The organism is Paenibacillus wenxiniae (genome assembly GCF_039822605.1).
In the GTDB taxonomy this organism is placed as follows: domain Bacteria; phylum Bacillota; class Bacilli; order Paenibacillales; family Paenibacillaceae; genus Saccharibacillus; species Saccharibacillus wenxiniae.
The window spans coordinates 588,443-605,356 of sequence record NZ_JBCGUH010000002.1 but is presented as its reverse complement, the minus strand read 5'-3'; the positions used below and the strand labels follow the sequence as shown (position 1 = coordinate 605,356).

Genomic DNA, 16,914 nt, shown 5'->3' with positions numbered 1-16,914 from the left:
GTGTGGGACAACAGATGAAAAGAATCAATGCGAATGTAACGATGCTAGAGCTGGATATGGAATTCATGGGTAAAGATCGTGTTATTCATCCATTACTTTTAGCAGAGAAAGGTTATACGATGTTGATCGACGCAGGATTACCGGGACAGTATGAGCAGCTTAGTCAAGAACTGCACGCAGCAGGCATTTCACCAGAAATGCTCGATGCTGTGCTACTCACCCATCAGGATCTTGATCATATCGGCTGCTTACCGGAATTGGATACGGTTAATCGTTATGCGACGTTTTATGCGCATGAAGGAGATGCTCCGTACATCCGCGGAGAGCGTCCATTGTTAAAAGAAAACGTCGTACCGTGGCAATCCGAGCTGACTCAGCTACCGAGTGGTAGAATTGATCGTTATCTCACACATGGCCAACAGTTCAATATCGCAGGCGGAATAGAGGTTATTCATACGCCCGGTCATACCGCCGGACATGTGTGCCTGTTATTACCACAGGAACGAGCTGTAATCGCAGGAGATATTGTCTTTTATATCGATGATGAGCTGGTGCTGCCGCCTGTCGAACTGACAGAGGATGTGCCTGCGGCTATGCAGTCATTAGAGCAATTGTTACACTATGATTTTGATACGTTGATCTGTTATCATGGCGGGGTATGTTATGATGCAAAGGCTCGTTTACGGCGGTTGTTAGCGCAATCGTCGGTGGAGCGTAGGCTGGAAAAGGGATCATAGCTGGCAGTTAGAATGACTTGAATACATGAATGGATGATTGTAGTTTCGTTTTGTTAGATAAGGTCGCTCGTTATGCAGGAGTGTATTTTGAAAGAACTGTGTATTTGTATAGTATCACTTCATAATCCTTGTCATTTCTTGCGCAGAAAAAAGCAGTGAAGTCATAGTCATAGTTATAGGTTATAAAATTTTGAAAAAACAGACCTTGTTATAGAAGGTCTGTTTTTATTTTATAGGTACATAGAATGATGCTAAACAAACTAGAGAGCAAAAATTTAAATATAACGTGACTATTCAGGTTCTTTTTACTATAATAAGTAAAAATGGTAGTTATAATTTACTATGTATATTTATTACTTTTATACATTGTATAGTAGAAAGGAATCAGATGATGGCTAATTCTTCGAATGAGGATAAAAAAGTATTTGAGCAAATTGAAAAGAACTATCGGTACTTAAACAAAACGATGGTCGAAGAAATTAATATTGCTGCTGTGCATGGTGGATTAACTGGCGATTACCGAGAGGAAATGTGGATCAAGTTTTTTCGGAGTATTATTCCACTTAAATATTCTATTGCACAAGGCGTCCTGATTATTGATTCCGAAAAAAGGGTGTCTCGTGAAGTCGATATTGCGATCTATGATGATCAGTACACGCCGTATGTATTTCAATATAACACGCTTAAATTCATCCCGATTGAAGCTGTTGTCGTAGCGATTGAATGTAAAAGCACTGACGTGGATGAAGAAGCCTTAATCACTTGGGCGGACAGTATTGCACGATTAGAACCTAAAGCATCTGGCATTGCTCGAACCCTATCAGGGTATTCTGTAGGCTTTACAAATCCCACGCAGAAAAAATCACGGCCGATTCGTATCCTGGCTACTAACTTGACTAAAGTCAAAGATACAACGATCCAAACTCATATCACGAAGCTTCAGGGTAGATTTGATTTTGTCATCCTTAAACAGCCGAAGGAAGATATGTTGTTTGAGGTTGTTGTACCTAACGAAAAGAAGAAATTAGGTTGGTGGGGAGACACGTTAAATGGATTGCCTCTTCAACAAGAAGGCGAAGAAATTTTGAAATTGCATCCCACTAATCCTGCATTATTTGAAGGGATGACTGAGAGTCATCCAGAGTTGAAGTTTGATAAGGATAAAGTCGCTTTAGACAATACGCTTGCTGATCTTAGAATACCGAATAATCCGCTGCTGACGCTTAACTTTCAGCTCAATCAATTGCTGATGCTGATTAATAATCCTATGTTGTTCCCTCATTTTGCATATGCTAAAGCATTTCAGGAAGTTGCTTCACCAACCACGTCATTGAACTAAGCTCATAATAGACGAAAGGAGAATGACATCCTTGCGAAAATTACCTTCGTTACCGCAGGAAAGTAAATCACTTCCCACAACAACGAAAACGGTATATCCTGTATCGAAGTATAAAGTTCATGTCGTGACGCCTATGTTTGGTGGGGGTGTTCAAGCAGGAATAATTGATACTAAAAATCCAATACGTTCTAGTACGATTCGTGGTCAACTTCGGTTTTGGTGGCGTGCAACTCGCGGAGCTGCATTTCAAAATGCCTATGATCTTCGTAAACGAGAGATCGAGATTTTTGGAGATACGGAACATCCTAGCCCAATTAAAATATGGGTGGAAAATGTCACGAATCGTATACCCAAATCATATACATCGCAAAAGGGAACGAGACCGCCATATCCAGCCTATTTATTTCAACAGAAAAAAGGTCAAACCATTTCTTATTTGGAAAACAACTCTTTTATGTTATGTCTTCAATTTGTAGTGTTAAGACGAGATCAGAAAGAGCAAGACCTTTATAAAGAATTACAAAATGATATCAATGCAGCGCTATGGGCATGGATTAATTTTGGTGGGATAGGTTCAAGAACGAGAAGAGGTTGTGGCAGCTTATATTGTAGTTCATTTTCTCCTGATGCTACTATAAATTCAGAAGACTTATTAGTAGCGTGGTTTAAAAAGGAATTGGACGAACTCCATTGTCCCTTGCACGACACTGATCCTGAAAAGGAATGGCCAACGTTAAGCCTGAAATTTAAATCAACTTCATATACAAAAGAGATATCGAATACTAGAGGGAACGGAATATGGAGAGACACCATTGAAGTATACCGGAGATTTCGGCAAAAAAAAGTCTCATCTGATAATCCGCAAGGTAGATCAGCATGGGTTGAGCCTGATGTGCTTCGTAAGCTCACAGGTATGAAAGAAAAAGATCATAAGCATCCATATCCAAAAAGTAAAAGTAAAGACCTGGTGGCTTTTCCAAGAGTCCAATTTGGTATGCCGATCATCACACATTTTAGACAAGAGTCTGATCTTCCACCACGTATTTTTTTCTCAGACGAGGGTGAGCCTTATGATACACAATTAGTGCCTAAAGATAAAAGTAGACTTTCTTCCCCTGTTATTCTTAAAGCTGTTGCAGTCAGTCCAAAGCAAGGATTTGGAGTGATTATTGTACTCAATCAACCCAAAATTGAAGAGGTAACATTAAGTCTTATTGAACCAGTTATTAAAAATAATTCGCAATATCAACATTTTAAAAAAGTGGAATCAAAATTAAAAACAGTACGAATAATGGAAAGAGAAATTTATCCAAAAGTATCGGAACATCCAACTATTAACTATTTGGAGAATCCTATGAATGGCTATTCTTTAGTTATCGAAGCTTTTCTTAACAGCGAGGAGGTCAAAGAATTTTGTCAGCATCCCAACAGAAAATCATGATGCTTTTCTCCATCGGACCCGTTCAAGAATTTATCGCTCAGGCTCGCCGTACAAGGGACCTCTGGTTTGGTTCACACCTGCTATCTGAACTGAGCTGGGAAGGCGCGATGGCGTTCCAAAAGCTGGGAGGCAAAGTCGTTTATCCTGTTCTAGCTACAGATAATGGCTCCGACCGGGGAAGTGCACCCAACCGTATCCTGGGTATTATTGGAGCCGATGTAGACCCACAGCATATAGCCTTTAACGTCAGACACGCGATGAGCGGGGTCTGGATGAAGCATGTCAAGCAAGCCCGTGCTCAAGTAGAGGGCCTGATTAAGGAAAATACCTGGGATCGACAGGTTGCCGATCTTATCGAGTATTACGCGGTATGGAGACGGTACAGTGTAGACACTTCATCCTATGCGGAGACGCTAGCGCAAGTAGAGCACGACATGACGGCTCGCAAAACCTTGCGAGACTTCAGACAAAATGAACCGGGTGTGCTGTATGGCGAAATGAAATCCACACTGGATGGGGGTAGAGAGTCAGTATGGTTAAAACCACGTGATGATGCTGAAGCTGCCAAACAACAACAGCAACTCCTTCGATTAGGCATAAAGAAGAATGAGCAGTTAGATGCGATATCGGTTGTGAAGCGAATCAAAACAGCATTGTCAGATCAACCTACATTTCCTTCTGTGTGCGAAATGGCTTTTCTTCCTTTTGAAAAACGCTTGACCGAGGATACCGCCACTTCTGAACTTGTTCATGCCTATCAGCGTCAAGTAAACGCCTACATAGGAGAGAAGTTATTGGCTGGTTCGACGCTCAAGGAACCCTTAGATGCGCGTCTATTTTATGCCCGTCGCGTTGAAGAGTATATCGATGAATCTACAAAAGGCACGCTGCAAGAAAAAGAACAGTGCGCGCAGCAGGTTAACCAATGGTTGGGCGAACTCTATCAACGTATTCCAGAACCTACACCATACTATGCGTTTATCGTCGCGGATGGTGACCGTATGGGACATATACTTCGATCCATTCAAAATGATGAAGAACATATTACATTTTCCAACAAACTATCAGCTTTTTCAGCGGAAGCTAAGAAGATTATATGCGGTTACGAGGGGCAACTGATCTATGGCGGCGGCGATGATGTGATGGCGTATGTGCCTGTGCATACCTGTCTTCAAGCAGCAGAAAGGTTACGCCAGGCATTTCAGGATAACGTTTCCTCTGACACAGCAGGACAATCCGCTACGCTATCTGTCGGTATGGTCATTGTACATATGTTAGAGCCGTTAGAAGAGGTACGACAGTGGGCACAGGCTGCCGAGAAACATGCGAAACAACAGCGGAATTCATTAGCGATCCATGTTCATAAGCGTGGCGGAGGCGATCAATTACAGATGTCGCTTTCCTTTACCGGTGATCCAGTTGGAACGCTGAACGACTTACTGATTGATTTCCGTCAGGGCTATTTTTCGACACAATTGGCGTATGAATTGCGGAATCTGTATATCACCTACCGCCAGTTAGCCAAGTCGTCTTCGTGGCTAAACCAAGATTCTGTTTTGCACGAGGTATTACATGACGAAATTAGACGTCTGGCTGTGAAGAAAAAACCAACATCGATTAGTGAAGAGCTGCATCAAGTGTTCCGTTCTAAACTACTCGATCTTTTCACAGGACATAGCGATTCTTCCATCGTATTGCCTAATCCACTGCTTCGGTTACAACAACTTACCGAACAACTTATTTTAACGATTCAGCTAGAGGAGGTACGCGTAGCCCATGAAGGCATTCATTCGAGTCCAACCGCTTGATCCGATCATGATCCGCGATGGGCGCCCCTTTACTCGGACACCCGGTATTCGTGCACATACATTAAAGAACATTTCGCCTAGCGTACTCGCAGGTTCCATTCGCACTATGTTAACGAAACGAGCGCAGGCTTCCGAAGGAGCTTTCACCGATTTTAAGCGATTTACGAAAACGAAAATTCGGGGTCCGGTGTATGTCTGGAAGGATCAGATGTATTTTGCCGTGCCTCAAGATGCCCAAGTGTATGAGAACGGAGAACACCTGCATATTCAACCGGTTCAACCGCAGCCCCAGATGAGTGAAGATAGCGGATTTTTCGGCACCGGTAAAATGGGACTCTATGATAATCTCTGGTTACCGAAAGTCGCTGTATCTCAAGTAGCGGAAGCAGAGAGCGGAGAATACAAACTAGCATCGAAGCAGCCAACCCATGTGAGTGCAGCGTACATGTACCGATGGTTAAGTCAGCCTACCGCATCCTTCCGAAACGAATATGCTGATCAGGTGAAAGCATGGCAAGACGAGCTAAAGAAGTCCACCCTCAAGTCAGAGCATCATGCTTTTTTACCATTATTTCAAAAAGAGGAACGAACCCATATTGAGCGTGATCTGCTCACCTCTAGGGCCAAAGATCAACAATTGTTTACCACCCAATCGCTGGTTCTTCCTAAAGATTTGACCCTGCAATCTGAAATTACGCTACCCGAACCAGAACAATGGCATGGAGGATTATCTGAACTTCATCCGATGGGTGGGAAACGTCGCCTTGCACATTTTACGGAAGAGCATACGCTGCATGAAGATCAATGGAACTGCCCGGACGAAGTCGCACAAGCACTGGAAAATCAATCGTATTTTCGGATCGTGTTAGCGACACCGGCTTATTTCCGTCGAGGCTGGCTCCCAAGTTGGCTGAATGAAGACATGGAATCCAACAAGTTGTTTGGGGAATTGTTTAATACGACACTACGGGTGCGGTTACGCTGGGCTTGTGTACCGCGGTGGGAAGCCGTATCGGGTTGGCGTATGGAGAAAACCACGGAAAAAGATCAGAAAGATCAGGCCACAGTCCAATCGACATCTACACAACCCTATAAAGGTGAAGGACATGAAAAAGCGATTCGTCGTATGGTTCCAGTAGGTAGTGTGTATTTCTTTGAGGTGATCGAAGATGCACAAGGCGTGAAAGGCAATCCGGCAGCATTAGCAAAAGCGATGTGGCTCCAATCCGTATCCGATACGAATCGACGCCGTGAAGCCTTTGATCAAGAAGATGGCTGTGGATTAGCACTCTGGGGTGTATGGCATCCGGAACTATAAATCAGTTTTAGACCTATAATAAACATACGATTTTACACGTAAAGGAGTATAGTCCATGAATAATGCTAGTCGTTGGTATTGGCTTCACTGTTTATCCCCTTTACATATCGGCTCTGGTGATGGAGTCGGTATTATTGATCAACCGATTATCCGAGAGAAAGTAACCGAATGGCCATTCATTCCAGGTAGTACAGTAAAAGGTGTTCTACGCAATCATTTCATTTCACAGGAGGAAGGAAAGAATGCACAGGGACAGTCCTCTTCTTGGGTGGATCAAGCCTTTGGTAGAGGTAAAGGGGCACAGGACGAGTTAGCCGGTGCAGTGGTATTCTCTGATGGACGGCTGCTGGCCTTTCCAGTCGCCAGTCGTTATGGCATTTTTGCTTATGTGACGAGTCCGCTTGTCCTGGAGCGTTTGAAGCGAGATGCGACTGCGATGGATATGGATGTGCCTGTGCCGGATGTGAGTTCCTTTGAAGCCGAACAAGTTTGGATCACAAATCAATCGAAGCTTTATGATAAAAATTCTACAGCTTCTCATACAGTATACATCGATGAATTTGTCGGCAATGCAGAAAAGAATACCGAATGGAATACGTTCGCTACGTGGCTGGGCCAGCAATGCTTTGCAGGAGATGTCGAATCCCAGCGTTTGTTTGTGGAACGTTGTACCGTTGTTTCAGATGAAGTCTTTCAATATCTGGTCACGATGTGCAGTGAAGTAACGCCGCGTATCCGTTTAAATGAAGAAACGAAAACAACGGTAGATGGTGCGCTGTGGTATGAAGAGTATGTACCGACAGAAGCTCTATTTTATGGACTGATGTGGTGTGATCGGATACCTGTACAAGAGAAGACCACAGCGAAAGACGAACTGCTCCGCCATCTGGAAACCCAGACCGTTATTCAAATGGGTGGCAATGCGACCGTAGGTAAAGGTAGAGTGAATTACCGGGCGGGGGGAGAGCGCTAATGCAATCGGCTCAGCATCGCTATGCAGAACAAGCATATATTGGCATTCAAGAAGTCAAAAAATCACATGCTGATCTGGTGAACGAATATGGTCAGTTATGCCATCGTTTTCCATCGTTAGTCTTAACGAATGGGTTGCGGCTGGCATATATTTTCTTTGCAAAAAAGGCGGCATCGAAAGATGCTAAATCAAAAGCATATCAGTTGTATTTAGCTCATATGGGAAAAGCATTGGATATAGAGGATTGGGAGGAGGGTCTTGGATTAGAAAAAAGACATGATAAGGTACGATCTAGTGTTTCTTCTCAAACCTCCTATTTACATCTTTCGCGTAATGCGCTGAATGCTTCGGTATGGTTTAAACGATACGCTGAGGCGATTTTAAAGGTGGAGCAACGTAACGATAGGTCTGATTTGGAGGGGCAAATATGAATATATATTTAGCTCTTACTAAATCGCATTATGATGTCACGAGCCGCGAACATAAACTTGCTTCTTGTGTGGCGTCCAAAGAGGGGGATCGTAAAGCTCCTTTTTATAAAGACGCCATACAGAAATATAAGGACCAATTTAAAGATACATTGTATGCAAAAGATTACGAAATATGTTTTGAGCGGTACTATAAAAATAGTGCGTTTGGATTGCAGGCGCATATTACGTTTGAAGTATCGACCGCTCCTGGTTCAGCGCTTGTGATCGGTAATGGAACCGCTTCGGTGCTGGAAACTTATTTGTCGCTGCATCCTACCTATGGTGTTCCGTATCTGCCAGGTACCGCGTTAAAAGGGCTTGCTGTTCGAGCTGCGGATCAATTAGCACAGCTTCATGCACACTCTGAACTGGCGAAGGATGGAGTAGAGTATGCGACGTTATTTGGTACAACGGAAGCTGCGGGCTTTATTCAGTTTCATGATGCGCTAGTTACACCTGGAACGGCAAAAGACGCTATTCAATTGGATGTGTTAACGCCACACCATCAGGAATATAATCAGATTTCAGTGAAGGAAGAGAAGAAGGAAATGCCTTATGCTGCACCAAGAGACGATGATCCTCCAGTGCCGGTTCCTTTTCTTCATGCACAGGGTACGTATAAAGTGGCGCTTAGCTGTGAAGGGAAAGTTTCTATAGCGAAGGAGTGGTTGGAACTAGCTGCATCGATTGTACAATTTGCTTTAGAGCATGAAGGCATTGGTGGAAAAACGAATGCAGGATATGGACGAATGGTCAGGAGTTCATAAGCTGATTGTAGAGGTGGGGCATAGCTCTTTACGCAGGGGTGGATGAAAGTGAGAAGGACCGCAGCAGATTTTCTGTTCCGGTCCTTTGTCATAGTTAGAAGTAAGGGCAGTTTTGATAGAGAAAGAATAAAAAAAGTGCGAACCCTAAGCTCTCATAAAAACCCTGGGAGGTTCGCACCTCTTGCAGTGCAAGGGTTTGGAGGTATATATTGCTTTATTAGATGGAATTGACTAAGGTCATTTTAGGGGTTCGCACTTTTGAGGGTGGAAGCCCTTACGTATTAAGGCTTTTTTAGGGGTACAGTTGCTCCTTACGCAGGAGCGTGGATTGAAACAATATTGCTAGCTGCTATCATATTGATGTTTGCATGTTGCTCCTTACGCAGGAGCGTGGATTGAAACGCTTGGATTATCGAGCGCAGCCTGATCGAATCCAAGTTGCTCCTTACGCAGGAGCGTGGATTGAAAGATGTATGGCATTCACTTACACTGTAGGAGATTTTGGTCGCTCCTTACGCAGAAGTATAAATTAAAAGTGAGAAAACCGTAGTCGTTTTTCCGTCATAGTCTTTTGTTATAAGTGATAGTCAACAATTTTGTGGAAGAACATCAACATGAAAGAATGAGAAGTGCAAAGCTTAAACCCTCACAAAAATGCTATAAGGTTCGTACCGCTTGCTATATACGATTTATATCTATCGTTATAAACAAATTTGGATGTAGATTCTGCTTGGTTGTTTAGCCTACTTTTGTGTCTTTCTTGCTTGAGTACCTATCCCATCCAACCTCATTTCTACCTATCACCCAAACAGTCGTTTCTATATGGAACGGCTGTTTTTGATGTAGCTTCCTCTTTTACTAAAGTCCGAACATACTCGTTATCTCATCGAGTTTAAATATCATAGCTGCTGCTCAATGATCATGTTAAAAAGAAATGGGATCGGAATTTCAAGCACAACTCACTAAAGGGCATACCCAAAGGTACAATATACGATTGCCTACACCTGATATAATGGAATGACAGGTGAAAGGGTGAAATTATGCAGAACAGTCATCATTTTTCGGGGATTGCCCGTGAAGCCAGAAAGATCACAACATTATGGATCTTTATTATTCAAATCGGTATCGGTATTATTTCTACCTCACTCCAGCAGAAACCACTATATACGGCGCTACTTATGCTGCTCTTGTTTCTATTTATGGGCATGAACTGGATTTTTGATCGCATCCCGCAAAAGTGGCTGTGGATCTATTTTACGGTTCAAGTACTGCTGAGTGTGTCGATTATATGCTTTTCACATTATGGCTACGCGCTGGCGCAGCTAGGCCTTTATCCTCTTTTGGCAGGTCAATTTCTTTATGCTTATTATGATAAGGTAAAAATGTTCTTTTTTCTCGCGCTTGGTTATGTACTTGTGCTATGGTACACCGTATCGATTGATAACGGAGCGAATGTAGCGATTTCGCTATCGCTTGTGACGGTTATGAATATTATCGTCATTAGCATTGTGAATCTGATGCTGCGGCAATATTATGCACGTGAACGCACGCAGAACTTTTTGGATGAGCTGGAAAAGGCACATCGACAGGTTGAAGAGTTAACGGTGACGAATGAACGGCAGCGGATGGCGCGTGATTTGCATGATACGTTAGCGCAGGGACTGGTTGGGATCATTATGCAGCTGGAAGCGATTCATGTCCATTTAGGGAAAGGCAATACCGAACGCGCCTATGAGATTGTCTCATCTTCTATGGATAATGCGCGGATCACACTGGCAGAAGCGCGTGAAGTTATTGATAATTTACGCTGGGAATCGGCGAATGATACCGACTTTAAGTATATGCTGCAAAATGAAGTAACTCGTTTTCAAACGGCTACCGGCATTGCGGTACAGGCAGATATCTCTATTCCCTATGAGCTTTCTCCGTTACAAATAGAACATAGTCTGCATATTGTGCGTGAATCTCTGACCAATATTGCTCGTCATGCGGAAGCGCAGCATGTGACATTATCGCTCGGTTCAGCAAAGGAGAAGCTGTTGATCCGTATTACAGATGATGGTCGAGGACTTGATCTAAATCAGATTGGCAAGCAGCCCGGTCATTACGGCTTGCTGGGGATTCGCGAACGTGTACGCATTATGGATGGACAATTTAACATTATCCCGAATAAGCCAAAGGGCACCATTATAGAAATTAACATTCCGCTCAGATAGGAGGGTCATATGAAATATAAAGTGCTAATCGTAGATGATCATTTTGTCGTAAGAGAAGGTCTTAAGCTCATTTTGGAAACGAGTGATGAATATCAGGTAATAGGTGAAGCGGAGAATGGTCAAATCGCTGTGGAGCTAGCGCTTGAGCTACAACCGGATGTGATTTTGATGGATTTGAATATGCCGATCATGGATGGACTGGAAGCGATGGAGAAGCTGCAACAGCAGCAGTGCATAATTCCAGTGGTCATTTTGACGACATACAATGAGGATGATCTGATGGTCAAAGGACTGGCGATGGGAGCGAAAGGTTATTTATTAAAGGATTCCAAACGTGAACATCTATTCCGTACGCTCGATTCAGCGATCCGTGGCGAGACATTGCTGCAACCGGAAATTATGCAAACTGTATTTCAAGCACGGAGTAAAACCACATTGTCTGCATCGACTCGGCCATCAAGTACAGCGGGCTATTCCGCTGTACTGCTTTCCAACCGGGAAAAGATTGTATTGCAGGCGATTGCTCATGGACATCGCAGTAAAGATATCGCTTTTGATATGGGGATTTCCGAACGAACGGTCAAAGCGCATCTGACTAATATTTATAATAAGCTGGGCGTAGATTCACGATCACAGGCGGTCGCTTTTGCCATTGAAAAGGGTATCGTGCATTTATGACTATGGTGCATTTAGAATCGTTGTGTATGTATGCTATTTGGTCTGCACAGATAGTCAGACATACTACAGCACAAATAAGATAGGGAAAAGTAGATGTTCGTTATATAATCGAGCGCTGGATCGCTCGTTTGCTGACACTCATTCGTTGGAATGAGTGTTTTTGTATTGTCTGCGGCACGATCGGTTTCTGGATGCTGCCCTTTTGGGCAAACGGGCAAAAAAGGGCAATTGCACGTATGGACGATTCGGCTGTTCGATGATTTTGCTAGTCTGTATACATGGGGTACAGACGATATGAATCATTACAGGAGGATACGACACCTATGAGCAAAAAATGGCCGATGGCCTTCACGTCCACATTACTACTTATGGCGTTGGCAGCATGCTCCAGCGAGCCAGCAGCAGTACAGCCGACAACGAGCACGGTACAGATCATGACGGTGAAAAAGCAACCGCTGAATACAAGCTATGATCTGTCTGGCACGCTGGAGGCATACGATCAGACACCTGTTTCTTTTCAAACGGCAGGCACTGTTATTCAAATTAACAAAGAGATCGGAGATCAGGTGAGTAAAGGCGATATGATCGCGAAGCTGGACACCGCTGATTTACAATTATCGTTACAAAATGCACAGGAGGATGTGTCCGCAGCCGCAGCCTCTTTAGCGAGTGCGAAAGCATCGCTGCGAGACGCACAGGCTGGACAGCAATCTGCCAGAGCAGGCGTTTCTTCTGCACAGGCGAAACTGGAAAGTGCACGCATCGGTGAACAGGATATACAGTCAGGTGCCCGATCGCAGGAGCTAGCTCAGGCGCAAAATGCAGTCACTCAAGCACAGACCGCTTACAATCAGGCGAAAACAGAAGCGACCCGTTCGCAGACACTGCTGGATAACGGATTAATGACCCAGCAAGATCATGATAAAGCGCAAACGGCACTGTCTGATGCACAAGCTTCATTAAACGATGCGCAGCAGAAATTGTCGCTCATTCGTGAAGGAGCAAGCGCAGCCGATCGCGCCAAAGCCGCATCAGCTGTGAAAGAAGCGCAGGTCGGCATCCAGAGCGCACAGGCAAGTGTAGAACAGGCAAATGCCGGTGTTAGCAAAGCGAATGCAGGCGTACAGCAAGCACAGGCAGCCTATGATCAAAAACTGGTCGCTGTAGAGACCGCGAAGCTGAACTTATCGCGTACAAGTATGAAGGCACCAGCCACCGGAACAATTTTACAAAAAAATGTATCGGTTGGTCAGTCGGTAAGTGCAGGCGGTGGTGGAGGGAGTAATGGCAGTTCGCCGCTGTTCTTGATCGGTAATATGAATAAGCTAAAGGTACAGCTACCGATTGCGGACAGCGACATGTCCAATTGGAAAATAGGTCAACAGGTCAGTGTGCAATTGTATGATGAAGTGCGCCGGGGCAAAGTGAACAAGCTTAGTCCACAAACGAATGAGAATACAGGCTCCATTAATGTAGAAGTCATTATCGATAATCCACAACGAAGCTGGAAACCGGGTCAGGTCGTGCAAGCTTCGCGTCAAATTTCCGAAGCAGAAGGAATCCTCGTACCTGTTACAGCCGTCATTAGCTCTAGTAATCAGCCTCATGTGTTCAGGGCTATAAATGGCAAGGCTATACAAACTAACGTGAAACTGGGCAAAGTGTATAACAATCAGTACGAGATCCTTAACGGCTTGAAGATTGGTGATAAAGTGGTCACAACCGGCGCAGATCGTCTATTTAACGGAGATCAGCTGACGATTGAAAAAGGCATGCAGCAGGGAAATAGCGCAGCTCATACGACAGACACAGATGCACAGAGTGATCCCCCTATAACAACAAGTATTACAGAGGATGTGGGGGCTGTGCAATGATTCAATACTTTGTGAAAAAGCGTAAAATTACGATTTTATTCTTCATCATGCTCATCGTTGTCGGTGTAGCCCAGCTGAGTCAATTACCGAAGCAGCTAATGCCTGATGTAATTATCAAAACAGCTACCGTTACCACTACTTATGCAGGCGCGACACCCGAATTAATGGAAAAGACGGTCACTGAAGTACTGGAACAGAAAATTAAAGAAGTGACCAATCTAAAAAAAATCACTTCCACTTCCAGCAACGGTGTATCCAGCATCGTCGTGCAAGCTGAGGATGATGCGAATGCGACGGATACATGGAATGAATTACGGCGTAAAGTGGAAGATGCACAGGCGGAATTACCAGCTGATGCGGACACACCTGTCGTCAATGATAATTTAACGCAATCGTTTGTCAAATCGTATGTGATCTACAGTAAAGATAAACAGAATCTATATGACCTCAACGATCTGATGACGACATGGCAAAGTCAGCTTCGTTCGGTGCCAGGCATTACGCAAGTATCGATTGCCGGGATTCCAGATCAGCAAGTACGTATTCAGCTAAATATGTCCAAATTACAGCAATACGGCATTACATGGGAACAAGTCCAACAGGCGATTCAGGGCGAAAATAACCGTATCCCGACCGGTGATTTGACTTACGATGATCGCACGTATCAGATCACAGTCGATAAATCGACCGATTACAATCAATTGCAAACGATTGTCATCTCACAGAATGATGATGGTATTCCTGTCTATTTACAGGATGTTGCAACTGTTGAACTGGGCAAAGCTACAGAAAGTCATTTGAATTATTACAATGGCAGTCCGGCGATTTCACTCGATATTAGCAGTCAAACTGGCGCAGATGTGCCTAAGATGGAACAACGTCTGAACGCCAAGATGACTTCGCTCGAAAAAACATTGCCAGGCACGGTGAAGCTAGAGCCACTATTTGCACAAAATGATGAAGTGGATCGTATTTTCAACGATTTGATTAAAGAAATGCTGATTGCGATTGCAGCTGTGATTTTGATCTGCACACTTGGGATGAATGGGTTGACTGCCGGGTTTGTTGCGCTGGCGATTCCGATCTCGATTGCACTTGGTTTGATTTTCTTACCTGGACTTGGCATTTCACTGAATCAGATTACGATTGTTGGTTTGATTATCGTGCTTGGGATTCTAGTCGATGATGCGGTCGTTGTTAATGATAATATTGAGCGCCGACTTTCTACGCTAGGCGAAAGTCCAACCGATGCAGCTGTGAAAGGAACGAAGGAGGTCGCTGTCTCAATCATTACAGCGACGCTCGCTACCATTTCTGCTTTTGTACCGTTGATGCTATTGCAAGGAGATATGGGTTCATTTATCCGTCCGATTCCGACCGTCATCTCACTTTGTATGCTGGCATCGATGATTATGTCGCTGACGATCATCCCTATTTTCAGACAGTGGTATGAAGAACGCCAACTGGAAAGAGGCAAACGTCGCCAGGATCGTCCGGCTGGATTGTTAGGTCGGCAAATTCAAGCATTCAGTAACGGATATGCGCATCGATTGATGCCGCGTATTTTGCAAAAACCACTGTTAATCGCCCTTATCGGCCTTATCGTCAGTACAGGCATCTATGGACTGGCAGCAGCAACACCAGTTGAATTGTTCCCTACTTCAGAAGAACCGCGCATTACGGTAAATGTAACATTGCCATCCGGAACTTCATTACAAGCAACGAATAAGGTCACCGGACAAATTGCAGCGTGGGTGCGCAAGCAGCCTGATGTGGATCAAATCGCTTATGCTGCTGGTGGCGGAGCACCATTACTATTTAGTGGACTTGGCGGTAGTTCCGGTGGTGGAGCGAATAACGGACAGATTCTTGTTACCGGTAAAACAGGCATGGATATCGACACCATTACAGCGCAATGGTCCAAACAATTAAAACAACAATTCCCCGGCATCGACATATCGGTAAAAGGGGCAGCGCTCGGTGTATCGGTCGGCAAACCGGTATCGATTCGTATTGCAGGTGATGATCTGGAACAACTACGTCATTTAACTAATACGGTCAAACAGATTATTAGCGAAACATCAGGCACGTATGGCATTACCGATACGATGGGCAATGATAATTATGCACTTGATTTCGTTGTGAATAAGCAGGCGATGGATCGCTACGGTGTTAGCTACAAAGATCTCACTCAGACGTTATTAATGATGGGCAGCGGTATTAATGTAGGCGATTTCGATAATGGTCAGCATCTGGTTGATATGAAGTTATATATGACCGATGCACAGTCTTCTAATCCAGAGAAGCTGCTGCAACAGGTAAATGTTACGAACAGCAAAGGCACCCAGATTCCACTATCTCAGCTCGTACAGATGAAGCCTGGCTTTACGATTCAACAAATTAATCGCTATGATCTGCAACGTGTGAATACGATTGAAGCCGATGTGAATGGACGTACAGCGACCGAGGTAATGGCGGATATTAAGCCTAAGCTAGAGCAGATGAACGTTCCAGAAGGATATACGTGGACGATCGGCGGGGAAACGTCAGATCAAGCCGATACATTCGGTGATTTGGGGCAGCTGTTTGTAGTGGCGGTATTTATTATTTTCATCCTTATCGTTATTCAATTTTATTCCCTATCGATTCCGTTCATTATTATGACTACAGTCTATCTAGCAGCAGCTGGTGCTGTACTAGGACTGTTCATTACACGTACGCCAATTGGCTTTATGGCGATTATGGGCATTATTGCACTGGCTGGTATTGTCGTGCGAAATGGTATCGTATTAATCGAATTTATTGAAGATGCAAGACATGAAGGCATGGAGCTGAAAGAAGCGGTGATACAGGCGGCTGCGGCACGATTCCGTCCGATTTTGTTAACGTCACTAACTGCGATCGTCGGCATGATTCCAATCGCTACCATTGGCGAGCTATTGTTCCGTCCGCTTGGCGTAGTCATTATTTTCGGTCTGATCTTCTCGACCGTTCTGACGCTATTTGTCGTACCGTCACTGTATATGGTTGTAGCGGAGTGGAAAGAGAAACGTCAATGGCGCCGAACCGAACGCAAACAGCAGCGCATTGATAAACGGAAACAGCAAGGATCAGCACATTAATCGGAGCAGTAGGAGCAGTAACAGCTGCATGTAAATAGTAGCACCGCTATCGCAATCAAAACGACTGTAAAATATTGTATTGTACCCAAATTCCGTTCTATTGACCTCGTATTAGAAAGATCGCTAACGCGGAGACAGAATCGTTCTGTCTCCTTAGTTTATAACACAGGG

12 protein-coding genes are annotated in these 16,914 nt (G+C 44.2%); all 12 read left to right on the top strand.

Translation table 11 applies throughout. The features are described 5' to 3' along the window. The first annotated feature begins 14 nt into the window (after positions 1-14). The 12 genes from AAHF22_RS05500 (at position 15) to AAHF22_RS05445 (ending at position 16,743) form a co-directional block, all read left to right on the top strand. The gene (locus AAHF22_RS05500) at positions 15-737 is read left to right on the top strand and encodes an MBL fold metallo-hydrolase (protein ID WP_347323959.1); all 723 of its coding nucleotides are present in this window, start codon (positions 15-17) and stop codon (positions 735-737) included. A gap of 391 nt (positions 738-1,128) precedes the next feature. Continuing rightward, positions 1,129-2,076, top strand: a complete 948-nt coding sequence (locus AAHF22_RS05495) for a DUF6602 domain-containing protein (RefSeq protein WP_347323958.1) — start codon at positions 1,129-1,131, stop codon at positions 2,074-2,076. 31 nt (positions 2,077-2,107) lie between these two features. After that, on the top strand, positions 2,108-3,517 hold the full coding sequence (gene cmr1, locus AAHF22_RS05490; RefSeq protein WP_347323957.1) for a type III-B CRISPR module RAMP protein Cmr1: 1,410 nt from the start codon (positions 2,108-2,110) through the stop codon (positions 3,515-3,517). Beyond that, positions 3,514-5,325 (top strand): type III-B CRISPR-associated protein Cas10/Cmr2, encoded by a 1,812-nt coding sequence (gene cas10, locus AAHF22_RS05485; RefSeq protein ID WP_347323956.1) that lies wholly within the window; start codon positions 3,514-3,516, stop codon positions 5,323-5,325. The genes cmr1 and cas10 overlap by 4 nt, the downstream gene beginning before the upstream one ends. Next, the gene (cmr3, locus tag AAHF22_RS05480) at positions 5,294-6,643 is read left to right on the top strand and encodes a type III-B CRISPR module-associated protein Cmr3 (RefSeq protein ID WP_347323955.1); all 1,350 of its coding nucleotides are present in this window, start codon (positions 5,294-5,296) and stop codon (positions 6,641-6,643) included. The genes cas10 and cmr3 overlap by 32 nt, the downstream gene beginning before the upstream one ends. Positions 6,644-6,698: 55 nt before the next feature. Then, positions 6,699-7,616: a type III-B CRISPR module RAMP protein Cmr4 gene (gene cmr4, locus AAHF22_RS05475; RefSeq protein WP_347323954.1), complete on the top strand. Its 918-nt coding sequence runs from the start codon at positions 6,699-6,701 to the stop codon at positions 7,614-7,616. Continuing rightward, positions 7,616-8,047 (top strand): type III-B CRISPR module-associated protein Cmr5, encoded by a 432-nt coding sequence (gene cmr5, locus AAHF22_RS05470; RefSeq protein WP_347323953.1) that lies wholly within the window; start codon positions 7,616-7,618, stop codon positions 8,045-8,047. Before cmr4 ends, cmr5 begins: the two co-directional genes overlap by 1 nt. Then, positions 8,044-8,853, top strand: coding sequence for a type III-B CRISPR module RAMP protein Cmr6 (gene cmr6 / locus AAHF22_RS05465; RefSeq protein WP_347323952.1), 810 nt, complete (start codon positions 8,044-8,046; stop codon positions 8,851-8,853). Before cmr5 ends, cmr6 begins: the two co-directional genes overlap by 4 nt. Positions 8,854-9,893: 1,040 nt before the next feature. Further along, positions 9,894-11,069: a sensor histidine kinase gene (locus tag AAHF22_RS05460; protein ID WP_347323951.1), complete on the top strand. Its 1,176-nt coding sequence runs from the start codon at positions 9,894-9,896 to the stop codon at positions 11,067-11,069. A gap of 9 nt (positions 11,070-11,078) precedes the next feature. Next, positions 11,079-11,747 carry a response regulator gene (locus tag AAHF22_RS05455; RefSeq protein ID WP_347323950.1) on the top strand — a complete coding sequence of 223 codons (669 nt, stop codon included), beginning with the start codon at positions 11,079-11,081 and terminating at the stop codon, positions 11,745-11,747. A 323-nt stretch (positions 11,748-12,070) separates the two neighbouring features. After that, positions 12,071-13,621 (top strand): efflux RND transporter periplasmic adaptor subunit, encoded by a 1,551-nt coding sequence (locus AAHF22_RS05450; protein ID WP_347323949.1) that lies wholly within the window; start codon positions 12,071-12,073, stop codon positions 13,619-13,621. Beyond that, entirely contained in the window at positions 13,618-16,743 is a 3,126-nt protein-coding gene (locus AAHF22_RS05445) for an efflux RND transporter permease subunit (RefSeq protein WP_347323948.1), read from the top strand. Before AAHF22_RS05450 ends, AAHF22_RS05445 begins: the two co-directional genes overlap by 4 nt. Positions 16,744-16,914 lie beyond the last annotated feature (171 nt).

Coding starts and splice junctions, on each gene's coding strand:
- AAHF22_RS05500 (WP_347323959.1), top strand. CDS start 15: ATGAAAAGAATCAATGCGAATGTAACGATGCTAGAGCTGGATATGGAA.
- AAHF22_RS05495 (WP_347323958.1), top strand. CDS start 1,129: ATGGCTAATTCTTCGAATGAGGATAAAAAAGTATTTGAGCAAATTGAA.
- cas10 (WP_347323956.1), top strand. CDS start 3,514: ATGATGCTTTTCTCCATCGGACCCGTTCAAGAATTTATCGCTCAGGCT.
- cmr3 (WP_347323955.1), top strand. CDS start 5,294: ATGAAGGCATTCATTCGAGTCCAACCGCTTGATCCGATCATGATCCGC.
- cmr4 (WP_347323954.1), top strand. CDS start 6,699: ATGAATAATGCTAGTCGTTGGTATTGGCTTCACTGTTTATCCCCTTTA.
- cmr5 (WP_347323953.1), top strand. CDS start 7,616: ATGCAATCGGCTCAGCATCGCTATGCAGAACAAGCATATATTGGCATT.
- cmr6 (WP_347323952.1), top strand. CDS start 8,044: ATGAATATATATTTAGCTCTTACTAAATCGCATTATGATGTCACGAGC.
- AAHF22_RS05460 (WP_347323951.1), top strand. CDS start 9,894: ATGCAGAACAGTCATCATTTTTCGGGGATTGCCCGTGAAGCCAGAAAG.
- AAHF22_RS05455 (WP_347323950.1), top strand. CDS start 11,079: ATGAAATATAAAGTGCTAATCGTAGATGATCATTTTGTCGTAAGAGAA.
- AAHF22_RS05450 (WP_347323949.1), top strand. CDS start 12,071: ATGAGCAAAAAATGGCCGATGGCCTTCACGTCCACATTACTACTTATG.
- AAHF22_RS05445 (WP_347323948.1), top strand. CDS start 13,618: ATGATTCAATACTTTGTGAAAAAGCGTAAAATTACGATTTTATTCTTC.